Origin of the sequence: Riemerella columbipharyngis (genome assembly GCF_900101995.1) — a bacterium.
GTDB classification, from domain to species: Bacteria; Bacteroidota; Bacteroidia; order Flavobacteriales; family Weeksellaceae; genus Riemerella; species Riemerella columbipharyngis.
Genome location: NZ_FNAS01000003.1, coordinates 1 through 15137, shown reverse-complemented (window position 1 = coordinate 15137; position 15137 = coordinate 1). Strand labels below are relative to the sequence as shown.

Here is a 15137-nt window from a genome sequence, read left to right as displayed (position 1 = left end):
AGAAATGGGAAGAGATCTTAAATTTACTAGAAATATTGGTATCGCGGCTCACATTGATGCCGGTAAAACGACAACCACAGAAAGAATCCTGTTCTATACAGGAAAAACCCATAAAATCGGAGAAGTACACGAAGGTGCTGCTACGATGGACTGGATGGAACAAGAGGCAGAAAGAGGTATTACAATTACTTCTGCTGCGACAACTTGTACATGGGTATTCCCAAGACACGAAGGAAAACCAACTGCCGATGCCAAAGAATATCACTTCAATATCATTGATACACCGGGGCACGTAGACTTTACCGTAGAGGTAAACCGCTCCCTTAGAGTATTAGACGGATTGGTATTCTTGTTCTCTGCAGTAGATGGTGTAGAGCCTCAGTCTGAAACAAACTGGAGACTTGCAGACAACTACAAAGTTGCCAGAATGGGGTTTGTCAATAAAATGGATAGACAAGGTGCAGACTTCCTTAATGTAGTAAACCAAGTAAAAGAAATGCTTGGCTCTAATGCAGTACCAATTGTACTTCCAATAGGTGCTGAAGAGGATTTCAAAGGAGTAGTAGACCTTATCAAAAACAGAGCTATTATATGGCATGATGAAACCCAAGGAGCTACTTTTGATGTTGTGCCTATCCCTGATGAGATGAAAGACGATGTGCTTCAATACAGACAAAATCTTGTAGAGGCTGTAGCAGAATACGACGAAACTCTATTAGAAAAATTCTTTGAAGATCCTGATTCTATTACAGAAGAGGAAATCAATGAAGCATTGAGAAAAGCAACAATAGACCTATCTATCATCCCGATGACTTGTGGTTCTTCTTTCAAAAATAAGGGTGTTCAGTTTATGCTTGACGCTGTTTGTAGATATTTACCTTCACCTTTGGATAAAGACGATATTAAAGGAACAGACCCTAATACGGATAAAGAAATTTCAAGAAAACCAGATGTAAATGATCCTTTCTCCGCATTGGCGTTTAAGATTGCTACAGACCCATTTGTGGGAAGATTAGCGTTCTTTAGAGCTTATTCCGGTAGATTAGATGCTGGTTCTTATGTCCTTAATACCCGTTCTGGAAACAAAGAAAGAATTTCAAGAATCTACCAAATGCACGCCAATAAACAAAATCCTGTAGAATATATTGAAGCAGGAGATATTGGTGCGGCAGTAGGTTTCAAGGATATTAAAACAGGAGATACTCTTTCTGACGAGAAAAATCCTATCGTTTTAGAATCTATGATTTTCCCTGATCCGGTAATCGGTATCGCGGTAGAACCAAAGACAAAAGCAGACCAAGATAAATTAGGAAACGCCCTTGCCAAACTTGCCGAGGAAGATCCTACATTCCAAGTAAAAACAGATGAGGCATCCGGACAAACTATTATTTCTGGTATGGGAGAGCTTCACTTGGATATTATTGTCGACCGTCTGAAAAGAGAGTTCAAAGTAGAAGTAAACCAAGGACAGCCTCAAGTAGAGTACAAAGAAGCTCTTACCGCTACAGCCAACCATAGAGAAGTTTATAAAAAACAATCCGGTGGTAGAGGTAAGTTTGCAGATATCGTATTTGAAATCGGACCGGCTGAAGAAGGAAAAGCTGGATTGGAATTTATCAATGAAATCAAAGGTGGTAACATTCCTAAAGAATTTATTCCTTCGGTAGAAAAAGGATTCAAAGAGGCGATGAAGAATGGTCCTTTGGCAGGATTCGAGGTAGAAGCAATGAAGATTACCCTTAAAGATGGTTCGTTCCACGCAGTAGACTCCGACCAACTTTCTTTCGAATTAGCAGCTAAGCTTGGTTTCAAAGCGGCTGGTAAAGCAGCAAAAGCTGTAATTATGGAGCCTATTATGAAACTAGAAGTAGTAACTCCGGAAGAATACATGGGGGATATTGTAGGAGACTTGAATAGAAGAAGAGGTACTATAAACGGTATGGATGACAGAAACAATGCTAAGGTAGTAAAAGCATCTGTTCCACTATCTGAAATGTTCGGTTATGTAACTTCTCTTAGGACTTTATCTTCCGGTAGAGCAACTTCTTCTATGGAATTTGAGAAATATGAACCGGCTCCTCAGAATATCGCTGAAGAGGTTATAGAAAAAGCAAAAGGATAATCTTTAAAATCGAATTAAAATGTCACAAAGAATCAGAATAAAACTAAAATCTTACGATTATAATTTAGTAGACAAGTCTGCTGAAAAAATCGTGAAAACAGTAAAATCTACTGGTGCTGTAGTGAATGGACCTATCCCATTGCCTACACATAAAAGAATTTTTACAGTACTAAAATCTCCGCATGTGAATAAAAAAGCAAGAGAACAATTCCAACTTTCTTCTCACAAAAGATTAATGGATATCTACTCTTCTTCTTCTAAAACTGTGGATGCCCTAATGAAGTTAGAACTTCCAAGTGGCGTAGATGTAGAAATTAAAGTATGATCATTACTTATCATAAGACGAAAGACCGTTCTCTAAAGAGCGGTCTTTTTTAATCCTTTTTTGAAATATAAAATATTATAATTTCGCACAAAAAAAGAGATTGCTTAAAGACACAAGCAGTCTCTTTTTTATTTTCTTAACTTAAAAGACCTCTTTTGTCGTTCTGGCAAGATATCTTTGTAGGGTAAAATGAAATGTTAATGAAATAAAAAAATTCAGCCTGCAGACGATATGTCGTTTTTTTCTTATCGTTGTCAAAAATAAATTAATAAAAAGAAGCTAACATTTAAACGACATACAAAAGCATAAAATACTTACCATTATTTCATTCGGCTAAATCTGGTAAATTTAAACTAAGAGATGAAGTGTAATGGGCAAGAGCAAAAATGCTCCCTTCACAGGGACGCAGGCTGTTTTTTCCTATTTTCATCTCAGGCTTACCAGAGCCCACAACCGAATAATATGGACAAAAGCAAGTACTGTGTCCTTTTTGTTTAAGTAAAAATGAACCAATAAAACTATGAATGTATTATGGTACAAAAACAGGAACCGCCCCCAGAGAAGTTTTAGAAATCGTGAAATTGTAAACTAAATATTAATCTATATTTTTTTCAATTATGAAAGACAACTTAAAAATAATGCACAATTTAGATATGAAGTATAACTTAGAACTTAAGTATTACTCGGAAAAATTGTTTTTTAAAACAAAAAAAATCAAACGCCTAAACAAAGTGAGTAAAAGCACGCATTAGACTCTTGAAAAAACATCAATAATCAACGAGGAAGGACTAATTATTTCTGAGACAATACAAGGCTGCAACGATAAGCTTAACCTAAATAACATATTAAGAAAATTATTTACCTACAACGCTCAAAATAAACTTGAAAAAATTGATATCTTTGTTACAGAAAACATTAGAGATGTTATTATGTCTTACTCGAAGAAAATATACCCCACAGCCCCCAGAGAGAAATAAATGAACGATTTTTCTCTGAATACTTCTACGAAGTCCTTTACTACAAAAATGGAGATTTAGACTATACAGAAACTTTTATGAAAGCACCAGAAAAAGATATATTAATACTCAAAAAAATTTATTATCAACCCGGACAGGAAATGACAACATCCCCGGAGGAGGACGGACTATTATTAAGTCGAAAATCCACATACAAAGAAGGTGCTCGTAAAAAGAGCTATATTCTCAATTATGACGATTTTGGACATATAATTTTTGAAGAACAAGAATTAAAAGATAAAATTACGGAGAGAAACTACCATGATACAGATACTTTCAAAAATACATACGACTCAAAATTAGTATACTGTCTAAATGAACAAGATAATAAACTGACCATTTTTGAGTACAACGGAAAGCAAGACTTAGCCAAAGAATCAGTATTAAGAGATGGAATAGCTAATTTTGAAACAACTTACGCTTATGAATATTACGAATAAAAAAACATATACCAATAGAAAAAATTAAAAATTTACTCAATCAGGTGATCATCATAAACAAGAAAAACAATGAGTTTTTGGACATCTTAGGCTATCGTTTTAACATCTTTAGTTTATTGAGGGTAAATCATTATGAGAATACGCATTCAAGAATTATTGCGGAATTTTTAAATCCTACGGGAACCCACGGATTGCAATCCAAGTTTTTGGAATATTTTGTTGAAATGTTAAAAAACAAAGCTAATGCTGAATTTTTAAATTCTACAAAAACACATGACTTGAAATCTAATTTTTTGGAGCGTTTTATTGAAACATTAAAAAATAAAGCCGATACTGAATTTTTAAATTCCGACGAAGCAAACAAATCAAAATCCAAAATATTGAATAGTTTTATTGAGTCTTTAGAAATCAAAACTAACACCGAATTTTTAAATTCTAATGGAATATACGGATTAAAAGAAAGTATTGACGAAACATTAAAAAACAACTCTGAATTGTTAAATTGCAATGAAATGTGTGAATTAAAATCTAAAATTAGGAAGTGTGCTAACGATATATTAAGCGATATGCTTACCCTTGCAAATTTTAACCATCAAAAAGCGAAAGTTTATACAGAATATTCAACCGAGCACGGCAGAATGGATATTGTAATAGAAGATGATTAAGATAATTTCTTTATCATTGAAAATAAAGTTTATGCCGGAGACCAAGATAAGCAACTTGTAAGGTATGATAGGTATGCAAATAATAAAAAGCAACATCTCTTAGCATACCTCACTCTTTTTGGTGATGATACCAGTGAAAACAGCTGTAAAGAAGACGGCAAAGAAGTTCCTTACTTGCGTATTTCATACAAAGAAGACATCATTACTTGGCTTGAGAAATGTGTAGCCATTTCCTCTCGGTTTCCTTTGGTAAGAGAGACACTCGTTCAATATATTAATCATTTAAAAATTTTAACCTATCAAGACATAAACACTAAAAACGAGAAAGAGATAATTGAGTATCTCAGCGAAAATATAGAACCTGCTAAAAATATCCACCAAAACTACGATAAGGTTTACGATTACCTTACAGAAAAATATTTTAATCCTAATATGGAAAAATTTGCCAAAGAAAAAGGATTGAAGTATGTATTTAATGGTAGCAAAGAATACTGTATTGATTTCTATCTAATAAAAGATGATTGGGATAATAATTATTGGATAAAATTCCACTATGATAGAGATAGAGATAGAAAATACCATTATGGGCTTTGCAAACATGAAAACTACTCAATTACAGACGAAAAAAGACAAAAATTATTAGATTTTATTTCAGGAACTAATAAACCTTCTTCAGACGATTGGTATCCTTTCTATTTCAATCTTGATTATCTTTCCGTTGAAAGATGGCAAGAAGAGATTATTAACAACAGTGATAAGTTTTTCAAAGATTGTACAGAAAGAATAGAGGAAATACTTTTGGCACTTAAAAAGGCAGGAATGGACTAATAACTCACTATAAAACAAAAACTTAAATACTGTAAAAAGAGATTATTCCAAAAAAATAATCTCTTTTTTTATTTTGTTTATCTAAAAGACCTATTTTGTCCGACCCCGTAACAAATTTTGCGGAAAACTAAAATTCAATGCAGAGCATTATTCGGCTGAAGGATATAAAAATTCCGGAGAAAGAACTATACGAGCTATTCAAAACCGCCACGATTTTGGATCATCTTCTTTCTTCCCACTGCGGACTGCCCAAAGGCGTAAACTATATGCTCATCGGAGATCCGGTAGCCGGCAAAACCACCGTTGCGCTGGATATGGTGGCGAATATCATCAGAAACCACCCTCGTATAAAAGTTTTGTTCATCAGTGCAGAGATGAATGAAATTGACCTCTCTATTTACCTTGAGCGTTTCAGCAAATTTGGGAACATCCCTACCCTCTTTGTAAAAAGCGATATTACGCAAAACACCCATTACCACAAATACATTCAGTCCATACTGGACGAGGGCTGGGATATCGTTTTGATAGACTCTTTTTTGGAACTTCAGGGCATCATAAAGGAGGAAGAAAGCATCACCAACAAGACGGCGGAAAGTTGGCTGTTAACCCTTATCAAAAAACATAACATCGGGAAAAACAAAACCGAAAAAAACATCTCGTTCATCACCATTCAACAGGTAACCAAATCGGGGGCTTTTGTCGGTTCCAACAGATTAAAACATATGATTACGGCAATGATGGAGCTACGACTGACCAATACCAAAAATCCGTTTTCGGACAGATACATTATATTCTCTAAGCACCGCCGTGGCGTTGTAGGGCAAAAGCTTTACTACGACCTTTCTTGCGAAGAAAACATCTGGTACGACGAAGAACGATACCATAAAGGCATCGAAATCAATCAAATGAATAAAGAAGCCAAAAAACAAAACTTCGAAATGTTCAAAAACTTTAGCAATTTATTTAAATCTTGATATTATGGAAAATTACAACGATATTAAAACAACCCTTATCAATCGTCCCATCATCGCCAATCAGGTGGATTTGCAAAACATACAATTGTTGGACGACAATACTTTGTCTGTAGAAGGAATTCCCATTGCATCAACGGAAAACACCATCCATACCATTCAGGAAATGGGAAAACTCACCAACCGCCAAAGAGATTTAATCCAAAAACACGGCGGTGCGGAAGAAGAAATCGCCGTTAATAACTACTTCAATCAGGCAAACGGCAAAATCCTCGGCAAGAAAATTCTACTCATCGGCAATGAAGAAAGTAAAAGTATCGTTTCGGCTTTTCCGGTAGAACAAGAAATTATTCCTTATGAACTTTCTTTCAAACTAGTAGAGGAAATCATTGCAAAATTCGATATGAAAATAGAGTACATCGACTACAATTCCTACGGAATATTGGAAAACGGATTTACCATCCGCCATGACTTCAAAAGACATCATCGATTTCGGCGGAGAGGAGTCCTTTCAGTTTGGGTTTTGTCTAATTGTAAATTTGGTAGGCATTACATTGAAAATCCTTCAAAAAAGAATCGTCTGCGAAAACCTTTCCGTAGGCTCTTTCTACAAGGAAGTTTACCGCATAAGCGCACTCAATACCAGAGAATGGGCTAATCTTTTCGAGATACTCTACACCCTCTCGGGTAAAAATTACATCCCTTATAATTTTGAGCAAAGAATAAATACGGCACAGTACCGGGCATAAAACAAAAAGGGCAAAATAAAAAAGGCGGGTAAAAACACCAAAAGGCCTATTAACAAAGGGATTGAAAGCCTAAAAGGGTAAAAGGATAGAGAAATACCAAATGTGTAAAAACTACTATTTACTACCAGTGAAATACCACTAAAAACACAAATAAAAACACTATAAAAAGCTCTAACTACCGTTGGGGCTTTTTGTTGTGCTCAGAAATACGCAATACCCCATAAAACAAAGCTAATGACACGAATAAACAGTCGATGATTGGATTGCTAAAAGTACGGTTTTTAGCCGCGCAATAGTGAGAGTGCATTTTACCCCTAAAAATACCCTTTTAAAAGTTGGGGGGACATTTGGGGGGACATTTGGGGGGACATTCTCAAATATATTTTAACGGATTGAAATATATTAAACGCTCAGTAGATAGCTATTTTTTACACAAAATAAAACATTTGAGTATATTTAGGGACACGGTAAAAAGAAGCCAAGTTGCACATATATAGCTGTTAAACAATGTTTTATATCCTTAAAAAGCAAAACTTCCTATTAAAAATACGTTCTCGTATCTGTTTTTTTTTATACTTTTGTCCAAAATAAACACGAATGATTATTACCTACTTTAAAGCTATATTTGTAATAGGGATAATAAGTGCTATAGCGTTTGCGTTTATCAGGCGCTATGAAAATATGTTAATATCATTTATTCTGATATTGGCTTCTATTATTACGATATACCTTATAAAAAAAGAGCAAAAGTTGGATAGATAAACCCTAACCTATTAATATACACTACCCATAGATTAGGCTCTGTTTTTCTACTTTTTCCTCTTAGCCATTATTTTTTTGTACAGGTTGTTGAGCCTTGTATCACTTAAATCTTTTAGGCTTAATAATGGTGTCTTTAAACCTAAAACTTCCGTAGCAAAAGCAAGTTTTTCATCCCTTGACATTCCTAATTGTGTTGCTCTTGCATTGATTGCTTTATATTGATTTTTTCTCCAAGCATCATTATCTCCTCTTCTTTGTTTGGGTTTACCTAAATATGCTATCCTTTTTTTAAGATACTTAATGGCATCTTCGTAATCTTTTTTGGGTAAAACTTGGTATGCAGATACTTTAAATTGCTTTTTAAAAAGTCCCCACTCTCTTTTATACAATTTAGGTCTACTATCAGTATTGGTATCAACGGATGAAACCATTCTTACAAGTTCATCTATATGAGACTTTATTTCAAATTGTTGCTCCGTTGTTATATGCTCATCAGGATCATGAATGACTTTAGTTCTGTTATAAACTTTCTCGGTTTTTATAACATTTCCATTAAAATCTCCACCAATTTGAATGTTATTGTTCCCTTTAATTTTTTGATTATTACTTTCCACTAGATAAAATATTTATGAGTTTATTGATTTGTTCGTCTTTTTCTAATAATCTTTTATTTAGTTCTTTTATCTCTTTTTTCAATTGAAGAATGGTCTGTTTGCTGTCTCCAGTTTCAATATTAGAGCCGATACCCGCCATAATATTACCATCTCCTTTTATTTTTTGGTTATTATTTATTCCAGCCTTAAGCATTTCGCCTTCGCCTGTAAGTAACCACAGCGGATTGATTTCTGGATAAGATGAGAGTATTTTCTCTATTTTAGATGCTCCCACATCCTTTACCTTATCTAAAAAACCGTTAGAAAGTCCTGTTTCTCTATAAAAAATACTTTTATTTATATTTTTTAACTCTATGATTTTCAGTATTCTATCAACTATCATTAAAAATATTTTAGATTTTATACTATTTATTACTTGATATTTAGATTATTTACTATATATTTGCATTATCAAAACATCATAACAATGACAAATGTAAAGAATTTTAGCGAGATTGTTCGTATTTGCGAACAGAAAAAACAGACTGGCGATATCCAGACGCTTTCCAAAATGTTTGGATATACCACAGATGCTATTAGAATGAGGCTTACAAGAAAAGACAAAGCCACCTACGAGGCTCTATACGAAGTGATAGATGCAAGGGAAAATTTAATACAAAAATATCAAAATCAGTAAATTATGAACAATTTAATCAAAATCACAGAGAAAAACGGAGAAAATACCGTGAGTGCAAAGGAGCTACACCAATTTCTTGGAAGTAACGAGCAATTCGGGAAATGGATTAAAAGAATGCTCGGTTATGGTTACACGCAAGGTGTTGATTATGAAACGTTAGCCCTTTTAGTCCCAGCGGGTGAACATAATAAAACATGGACAAAAGTAATCAAAAAAGAGCGAAACACAATGCTATAGCTGTGAATAAAGTCGCTGAGAAATACGGCTTTACACCAAGATATGTAAGAATGTGCCTAAAAGGAGACCACAAGGGTATAATGCCTGACAATATTATCAAAGATTATAAAATGCTCTGTAGAGAGTTTGAACACGCAATACAAAAAACAATAAATCAGTAATATATGAGCAATTTAATTACACACCCACAATTTGGGGAAATTAGAATTAAGAAGAAAAAAAACGAAGTATGGTTTTGTGCAAAGGACTTATGTACTCTTCTTGAAATCCAAAACCATAGAGATACTTTAGCGAAATCATTAGATGAAGACGAAAAGGGGGTAGAAAAAACTTACACCCCTGGTGGGTACCAAAATTTACTTTATGTAAACGAAAGCGGTCTCTATACAATAATAATGAGAAGCAACAAACCCGAAGCTCGCAAGTTCCGCAAGTGGGTAACTTCGGAAGTGTTACCGAGTATCCGCAAGTATGGCACTTACAGCACCGACCCAAAAATTATGAACCGTGCCAAAGCCCGTGCCGAACAAAAAGTAGTAAAAGCGATGCTTTCGGAGGTGGGGAGTCATCTATCGCGTACGGACATTAAACTGGTAGCCAAGCAATGCCGCACTACAGAATGGCAGGTAGAGAAAGTGCTAAGAGGTGAAATAAAAGACACCTATATGCTCCAGCTCCTCTACGCCCGAAGCACAGGCAACAAAATACTGGAAAGCCAATTTTACACTGCCAGCGGAGCCCAAAAACTAATGGACGAACTTAAAAAACGATAACAGTTAAAATTTAAAACAATGAAAACAAGGAAAATCACACAAGCAAGCGAGTTAGAGATAGGAAAATATTATAGAGATGGGAATTCCTATTATTATGTAACAGGGCGTACAGAAGCCCCTCAAGGCTCTTTTCTCAACGCTATATCCTTTACATTCGATGATACTATGATTTTAGATGTGAGCACGCCATATATAGAGGAGATAGTAGAGGGTGGGAACTTTGAGGAAATAAACAGGGATTTGTTTATGAGCATATTTGAGCATTTCAAAGTGGAAAAGAAAAAAATAATATTACTCGAAATGGAAAGCTTAGCATTAGCAAACTTGAAATTAAAAAACATAAAACTATGAAAAAGACTATCAAGAAATTAGCACACCGAGTATTAAAGTACCGCCATAGTGCTGTGAGCTTCATCTTTGCAGATATGGTAGTAGCTGAAGAATGGATACTCTTCGGAAGATTCACAATATCAAAGACTTTTAAAACATTGAAATAATGGAAATAAATATAGAAATTACGCTTAGATTTAGTCATCCTCAGCATCTCGAAGGAGCTCATCAATCACAGATTTCATCTCCAAAAGAGCAAAATGAATTTTTGAAGGCTGATAAAACACGCTTTCGTTCTGAGTTAATGTCTCGTGCGTTTTCTCGTATAAGGAATGATAGTATTTGGACTTCAAATTGGCTAACTCAGCCTTATTCAAAACCACGGACGACACCTCCCAAAATGCTTTAGTAAGGGTTAATAGATGGACGGTATTTTTAGCTTGTTCTAAAAATAAAGTGTCAAAATTATTTTTCAACTCTTCAATATGATTATTCATATCACTATAATTTTTGATTAGACACCGTAAATATAGTGATTCCCTCCCGACAGGCAGGCATCGGGGTTCAAGCCCCCGACGGGAACAAAGGTCGGTATACCGACAAATAAAACCTTAAGCAGTAAGCATAAAGCATAGGGCTTTAATTATAAAAAACAATATAAAATAAAAAAATGCCACACCTCTGGGGAAACATATTAGTCGTAACCGTAGACGAGCTGGTGCCTAAGTATTACAAGACTTATGACGCGCTGAAAAAGGCTATACAAAGGTATAGCAAGCTCCCTTACGGCATTAAGAAAGTTCAGTCCGGAGGTAACGGCAGACGGTTGCTTATCAATTTTGAAACGCTGCCCAAAGCAATGCAGGACAGCATAGGTGATCCGCGCAAGATGAAGCATCCGCTGCTGCATTATTGGGAAGTAAACAGCTTGGCAACGGCGTATTACACCACTTTTGAGTTTGAGGACGGCACGCCGCTGAAGCAAAATTTTATAGACGAGTATATTACCAATGCCAGCGTGCTTATTGCGCTTAAAAACCTAAGAGATTACAGGCTTTCGCTTCGCGGAGGAAAGAAAGCAGGGGTAATGAAAACACTCTGGGAGGACTTAATCACTTTTAACGATATACTTCCGAAAATCCACCTGCAAGGGCACACGATGAATGTGAGCGAAAGGCATTTTGTAAGGCTATTTAAAGCGTTTTTAAACGGCGATGAAAACCACTTTAATTTTTCCTCACTGATTTCTAAAAAACTTCGGAACAACCACGCAAGGGTAATGACCGAGGAGATGATAGAGCTGCTCAACGCAATGTTTGCTGGCCAGGACTACAAACCTACGCGTACGGAAGTGGCGAACAAGTACTTTGGATTTTTGGAGGGGAATGTAGAGGTTGTCAATCACAGCACAGGCGAGGTTTACGAGCATACCGACCGTAGAAAATACAGAGAGATTTCTGAAAATTCCATCATTGCATGGTTAGGAAAATGGGAACACAGAATAGGTACTCACGCTAAACGAAGCGGCAACCGGCAGGAGCTGCTCTCGCAATATATCCCTTACCACTCCTTAGAGAAAGTGAAAGAAGCGGGCGTTCTGATTTCTATTGACGACCGCCAGCCGCCGTTTTTCTACGACAAAGGCAAAAGAATGTGGTTCTATATGGGCATTGATTTGGGTTCCGAGGCTTGGGTTACTTGGGTTTATGGCGAAAGCAAAGAGGGGCTTATCCTTGAATTTTACCGCCAAATGGTACGAAACTACACCGAATGGGGGCTTAACCTGCCCCTTGAATTAGAATGCGAAAGCGCGCTGAATGCCAATTACAGGAATACTTTCCTAATGAACGGCGCCATGTTTGACCGCGTGAGGATAGAAGCCAACAAAGCAAGAGCTAAGCATATAGAGCGGTACTTCGGTAAGCTCCGCTATGAGTTTGAAAAAGAAAAAGAGGGCTGGCTCGGTCGTCCGTTCGCAAGAAAAGAGGACAACCAAAAAGGTGCCGGTGCAGACATTATCCTGCCAAAGGAAACCATCATCCGCAACAGCCTGTACGACATACAGCGGTGGAACAATATGGAGCATTCTCGCTACAAAGGCAAAACCCGCTGGGAGGTGTTCACAGAGATGCAGAGCAAGGACACGAAACCCACCAACTGGCGCGCCATTCTGCCCCATCTCGGCAGGGAAACCGTTACGAGCTGCAACGCCGGCATCGTGAAATTCAGAAGTTCCGAATATCTGTTGGGCTTGGGAGGCGAAATATGCACCGGCGAGGATTTAATAAGGCTGATGAAATATGTGGAGGGCAGAAGCTTCAAGGTCTACTGGCTGGACGGCAACGACGGCGGCGTGCTGAAAGCGATGATTTGCCACGATGATATGATGCTCTGCGAGCTTATCCCTAAACCGACATACAGCCGTGCCTACCACGAGATGGACGATGCAGGGCGTGTAAACCGCCAAATAATGAGTGCTTACGAAAACACGGTTACAGGCTTTATGTGTGAGCGTAAAAACGACATAGACCGCCTGAGCGTGATAGACCGAAGGAGCAAAATGCTCAATCACAAATTCGTTATCCCGGGCTTGGAGGACTATATACCGGCATCGGAACCGGCAAACATTATAGAGATAGAAACGGAAGAGCAAAAAGACCCCATACCGGCACAAAACGGCAGACGAAGCAAATCACTATTTAGCAATTTTAATTAAAAAAAAGAATTATGAATATTTCAAACGAACTAAGAGAAGCCATAGCACAGGCGATGTTGACTAACCGTGATAATTACGGCGGTTCGGCAGAGGCTTACGCTAAAACCTTGGGCATCAGCGGTGCGGTGTTTTCACGGCTCAAAAAAGGCGAACGCAAGGGCTTACTGTCCGCTACGCAATGGATGAACATAGGCAGGAAATTGCAGGTAACTATTGGTAAAAACACTTGGAAAGCGGTGGAAACAGATGTGTATTTGGAAATACGCGACGACTTCCAGTTTTGCCAGCAAAATGCCAAATCTTTAATACTGGTGGATGACTGCGGTATCGGTAAAACTTATTCGGCTAAAATCTTGATTTCGCAAATGTGCAATGCCTTTTACATAGATGCCAGCCAGCACAAAACGAAACGCAATTTTATCAAAGCCTTAGCCCGTGAAATCGGGTGCGGCACGGATGGTACTTTTACCGAGATATTGGAAAACATCAAGTACTATATCAATGCCTTGTCGGGGTGCTTTATCTGCATAGACGAAGCGGGTGATTTGGATTACCCGGCATTCTTGGAGCTGAAAGGGCTTATCAACGGAACGGCAGGCAACTGCGGCTGGTATATGATGGGCGCTGACGGACTGAGGGCTAAAATAAAAAGGGGTATCAATAACCACAAGGTGGGCTACCGCGAAATTTTCGACCGTTTTTCGGCGGAGTTCAGAGGCATTACCCCCGATGAAAAATCGCAGAAATATGAGTTTTACGATAAGCTACTGCGTGATGTGGCTGCCGCCAATATGAGCGACAAAAGTAAAGTGAGCCAAATCGTAAAGCAATGCTTGGCAAAAAACAGCGATAAAATCAAATCGCTGAGGTATTTGGAAACCATCATAAAAACACAGGCGGCATGAGGACAATATCGGTAAAACAGGCTTACGCTAAACGATTCAGCAAGTTTGAATTTTCGGAAGAATGGCAGGAGCTGATGGGTAATCCGGAAAAGAACGGCGGCTGGATAATACAGGGCAAGGAAAAACAGGGCAAAACCACCTTTGCACTCATCTTGGCGGAATACCTTTCTCATTTTGAAAAAGTGCTGTATATCTCTGCTGAGGAGGGCATCTCGGACAATATCATTGCCACGATGAAGCGGGTGGGTATTTCGGAGAAAAACAAAAGTATTAAGCTGCACGAGTACGAGAGTTTTGAGGACTTACAAAAGCGGTTGGAAAAACGCAAATGCGAGCGGATAATCTTCATTGACAACTTTGCGGTGTACCGTGATGAGATGACTAAAACGGCAGTTCAAAAACTGCTGAGAGACCACCCCGCCAAGCTGTTTGTGTTCCTAAGCCACGAAGAAAGGAACCTTCCGGACACGGCAGTGGGGCGGTTTTGGCGGAAGCTCTCTAAAATTATCGTCCGGGTGGAAGGGCTGAAAGCAACTATCACAGGACGGTGTCCCGGCGGCGAGTATATCATCAACGAAGAAAAAGCAATGATGTACCATGGTTTAAACCTTTAATTAAAACATTATGAGAAATATACTACACGAAACACTTGCACTGGATAGCATTTACAGACTGCTATCATTAGACGAAAGAATTACTATCCACCGGAGAATAAAGGGGCTTCCGGATGAGCTTAGCTTAAGAGCCGAAAGGGTAATTTTTTGGGTAAGCGATAACAACTGGAGAGCCCCAAGTATCCGCTACGGAGATGATAGACTGCTTTACTATTGGGACGAAAGGACAGGCTGGAATCCAATAGAGAAATACCAAAAGAATAACAAGAAAATAACAACAGAACTCAAAAAAATAAAAAATGAATTTACAAGAACTAACAACAGAGCAGCTTTCCGCAGAGCTAAAGCGTAGAGAACAAGAGAAAGAAGCTAATAGGAAAGCTTACAAAGATTT

20 protein-coding genes are annotated in these 15137 nt (G+C 37.5%); 17 read left to right on the top strand and 3 right to left on the bottom strand.

The genetic code is table 11. The features are described from left to right. Nucleotides 1-4: 4 nt before the first annotated feature. The 7 genes from fusA to BLS89_RS02540 all read left to right on the top strand — a co-directional run bounded on the left by fusA (nucleotide 5) and on the right by BLS89_RS02540 (nucleotide 7025). On the top strand, nucleotides 5-2122 hold the full coding sequence (fusA, locus tag BLS89_RS02570) for an elongation factor G (RefSeq protein WP_092735951.1): 2118 nt from the start codon (nucleotides 5-7) through the stop codon (nucleotides 2120-2122). Between the two features lie 19 nt (nucleotides 2123-2141). Further along, the gene (gene rpsJ / locus BLS89_RS02565; RefSeq protein ID WP_092735950.1) at nucleotides 2142-2447 is read left to right on the top strand and encodes a 30S ribosomal protein S10; all 306 of its coding nucleotides are present in this window, start codon (nucleotides 2142-2144) and stop codon (nucleotides 2445-2447) included. 1054 nt (nucleotides 2448-3501) lie between these two features. Further along, nucleotides 3502-3903: a hypothetical protein gene (locus tag BLS89_RS02560; protein ID WP_092735949.1), complete on the top strand. Its 402-nt coding sequence runs from the start codon at nucleotides 3502-3504 to the stop codon at nucleotides 3901-3903. 77 nt (nucleotides 3904-3980) lie between these two features. After that, nucleotides 3981-4568: a PD-(D/E)XK nuclease family protein gene (locus tag BLS89_RS02555; protein ID WP_221403645.1), complete on the top strand. Its 588-nt coding sequence runs from the start codon at nucleotides 3981-3983 to the stop codon at nucleotides 4566-4568. Nucleotides 4569-4580: 12 nt separating this feature from the next. Further along, a complete protein-coding gene (locus BLS89_RS02550; RefSeq protein WP_092735947.1) occupies nucleotides 4581-5396 on the top strand; it encodes a PD-(D/E)XK nuclease family protein in 816 nt (271 codons plus the stop codon). A 137-nt stretch (nucleotides 5397-5533) separates the two neighbouring features. Then, a complete protein-coding gene (locus BLS89_RS02545) occupies nucleotides 5534-6370 on the top strand; it encodes a RecA family protein (RefSeq protein WP_092735946.1) in 837 nt (278 codons plus the stop codon). A 4-nt stretch (nucleotides 6371-6374) separates the two neighbouring features. Next, entirely contained in the window at nucleotides 6375-7025 is a 651-nt protein-coding gene (locus tag BLS89_RS02540) for a hypothetical protein (RefSeq protein WP_092735945.1), read from the top strand. A 900-nt stretch (nucleotides 7026-7925) separates the two neighbouring features. Here BLS89_RS02540 and BLS89_RS02535 read toward each other — a convergent pair. After that, nucleotides 7926-8492 carry an ORF6C domain-containing protein gene (locus tag BLS89_RS02535; protein ID WP_176763223.1) on the bottom strand — a complete coding sequence of 189 codons (567 nt, stop codon included), beginning with the start codon at nucleotides 8490-8492 and terminating at the stop codon, nucleotides 7926-7928. Then, nucleotides 8482-8874, bottom strand: a complete 393-nt coding sequence (locus BLS89_RS02530) for a hypothetical protein (protein ID WP_092735943.1) — start codon at nucleotides 8872-8874, stop codon at nucleotides 8482-8484. Before BLS89_RS02530 ends, BLS89_RS02535 begins: the two co-directional genes overlap by 11 nt. 84 nt (nucleotides 8875-8958) lie before the next feature. Between BLS89_RS02530 and BLS89_RS02525 the strand changes: the two genes are divergently transcribed. The 6 genes from BLS89_RS02525 to BLS89_RS10540 are packed head-to-tail and all read left to right on the top strand — an operon-like array spanning nucleotide 8959 to nucleotide 10675. Further along, nucleotides 8959-9168 carry a hypothetical protein gene (locus BLS89_RS02525; RefSeq protein ID WP_092735942.1) on the top strand — a complete coding sequence of 70 codons (210 nt, stop codon included), beginning with the start codon at nucleotides 8959-8961 and terminating at the stop codon, nucleotides 9166-9168. Nucleotides 9169-9171: 3 nt separating this feature from the next. Beyond that, nucleotides 9172-9405 carry an antA/AntB antirepressor family protein gene (locus BLS89_RS02520; protein WP_092735941.1) on the top strand — a complete coding sequence of 78 codons (234 nt, stop codon included), beginning with the start codon at nucleotides 9172-9174 and terminating at the stop codon, nucleotides 9403-9405. 2 nt (nucleotides 9406-9407) lie between these two features. Then, nucleotides 9408-9566: a hypothetical protein gene (locus tag BLS89_RS10385; protein WP_245688798.1), complete on the top strand. Its 159-nt coding sequence runs from the start codon at nucleotides 9408-9410 to the stop codon at nucleotides 9564-9566. Between the two features lie 3 nt (nucleotides 9567-9569). After that, a complete protein-coding gene (locus tag BLS89_RS02515) occupies nucleotides 9570-10178 on the top strand; it encodes a BRO-N domain-containing protein (protein WP_092735940.1) in 609 nt (202 codons plus the stop codon). A gap of 18 nt (nucleotides 10179-10196) precedes the next feature. Beyond that, on the top strand, nucleotides 10197-10529 hold the full coding sequence (locus tag BLS89_RS02510) for a hypothetical protein (RefSeq protein ID WP_092735939.1): 333 nt from the start codon (nucleotides 10197-10199) through the stop codon (nucleotides 10527-10529). After that, nucleotides 10526-10675 (top strand): hypothetical protein, encoded by a 150-nt coding sequence (locus tag BLS89_RS10540; protein WP_176763222.1) that lies wholly within the window; start codon nucleotides 10526-10528, stop codon nucleotides 10673-10675. The genes BLS89_RS02510 and BLS89_RS10540 overlap by 4 nt, the downstream gene beginning before the upstream one ends. A gap of 30 nt (nucleotides 10676-10705) precedes the next feature. Here BLS89_RS10540 and BLS89_RS02505 read toward each other — a convergent pair whose 3' ends face one another. Continuing rightward, nucleotides 10706-11005, bottom strand: a complete 300-nt coding sequence (locus BLS89_RS02505; protein ID WP_092735938.1) for a hypothetical protein — start codon at nucleotides 11003-11005, stop codon at nucleotides 10706-10708. A gap of 173 nt (nucleotides 11006-11178) precedes the next feature. On the opposite strand from BLS89_RS02505, the gene BLS89_RS02500 reads away from it, so the two are divergent. From BLS89_RS02500 to BLS89_RS02485, 4 genes are read left to right on the top strand one after another with little or no spacing between them, the layout of a single operon-like run. Continuing rightward, nucleotides 11179-13224, top strand: coding sequence for a hypothetical protein (locus BLS89_RS02500; protein ID WP_092735937.1), 2046 nt, complete (start codon nucleotides 11179-11181; stop codon nucleotides 13222-13224). 11 nt (nucleotides 13225-13235) lie between these two features. Then, entirely contained in the window at nucleotides 13236-14129 is an 894-nt protein-coding gene (locus BLS89_RS02495) for an AAA family ATPase (RefSeq protein ID WP_092735936.1), read from the top strand. Beyond that, on the top strand, nucleotides 14126-14743 hold the full coding sequence (locus tag BLS89_RS02490; RefSeq protein ID WP_092735935.1) for a hypothetical protein: 618 nt from the start codon (nucleotides 14126-14128) through the stop codon (nucleotides 14741-14743). Before BLS89_RS02495 ends, BLS89_RS02490 begins: the two co-directional genes overlap by 4 nt. A gap of 10 nt (nucleotides 14744-14753) precedes the next feature. Then, nucleotides 14754-15095: a hypothetical protein gene (locus BLS89_RS02485; RefSeq protein ID WP_092735934.1), complete on the top strand. Its 342-nt coding sequence runs from the start codon at nucleotides 14754-14756 to the stop codon at nucleotides 15093-15095. Nucleotides 15096-15137: the final 42 nt, after the last annotated feature.

What these genes read in the sequence shown, in the direction of transcription:
- BLS89_RS02540 (WP_092735945.1), top strand. Translation starts at nt 6,375, where the DNA reads ATGGAAAATTACAACGATATTAAAACAACCCTTATCAATCGTCCCATC.
- BLS89_RS10540 (WP_176763222.1), top strand. Translation starts at nt 10,526, where the DNA reads ATGAAAAAGACTATCAAGAAATTAGCACACCGAGTATTAAAGTACCGC.
- BLS89_RS02530 (WP_092735943.1), bottom strand. Translation starts at nt 8,874, where the DNA reads ATGATAGTTGATAGAATACTGAAAATCATAGAGTTAAAAAATATAAAT.
- BLS89_RS02500 (WP_092735937.1), top strand. Translation starts at nt 11,179, where the DNA reads ATGCCACACCTCTGGGGAAACATATTAGTCGTAACCGTAGACGAGCTG.
- BLS89_RS02495 (WP_092735936.1), top strand. Translation starts at nt 13,236, where the DNA reads ATGAATATTTCAAACGAACTAAGAGAAGCCATAGCACAGGCGATGTTG.
- BLS89_RS02485 (WP_092735934.1), top strand. Translation starts at nt 14,754, where the DNA reads ATGAGAAATATACTACACGAAACACTTGCACTGGATAGCATTTACAGA.
- BLS89_RS02560 (WP_092735949.1), top strand. Translation starts at nt 3,502, where the DNA reads ATGAAAGCACCAGAAAAAGATATATTAATACTCAAAAAAATTTATTAT.
- BLS89_RS02520 (WP_092735941.1), top strand. Translation starts at nt 9,172, where the DNA reads ATGAACAATTTAATCAAAATCACAGAGAAAAACGGAGAAAATACCGTG.
- BLS89_RS02490 (WP_092735935.1), top strand. Translation starts at nt 14,126, where the DNA reads ATGAGGACAATATCGGTAAAACAGGCTTACGCTAAACGATTCAGCAAG.
- BLS89_RS02525 (WP_092735942.1), top strand. Translation starts at nt 8,959, where the DNA reads ATGACAAATGTAAAGAATTTTAGCGAGATTGTTCGTATTTGCGAACAG.
- fusA (WP_092735951.1), top strand. Translation starts at nt 5, where the DNA reads ATGGGAAGAGATCTTAAATTTACTAGAAATATTGGTATCGCGGCTCAC.
- rpsJ (WP_092735950.1), top strand. Translation starts at nt 2,142, where the DNA reads ATGTCACAAAGAATCAGAATAAAACTAAAATCTTACGATTATAATTTA.
- BLS89_RS02515 (WP_092735940.1), top strand. Translation starts at nt 9,570, where the DNA reads ATGAGCAATTTAATTACACACCCACAATTTGGGGAAATTAGAATTAAG.
- BLS89_RS02510 (WP_092735939.1), top strand. Translation starts at nt 10,197, where the DNA reads ATGAAAACAAGGAAAATCACACAAGCAAGCGAGTTAGAGATAGGAAAA.
- BLS89_RS02505 (WP_092735938.1), bottom strand. Translation starts at nt 11,005, where the DNA reads ATGAATAATCATATTGAAGAGTTGAAAAATAATTTTGACACTTTATTT.
- BLS89_RS02545 (WP_092735946.1), top strand. Translation starts at nt 5,534, where the DNA reads ATGCAGAGCATTATTCGGCTGAAGGATATAAAAATTCCGGAGAAAGAA.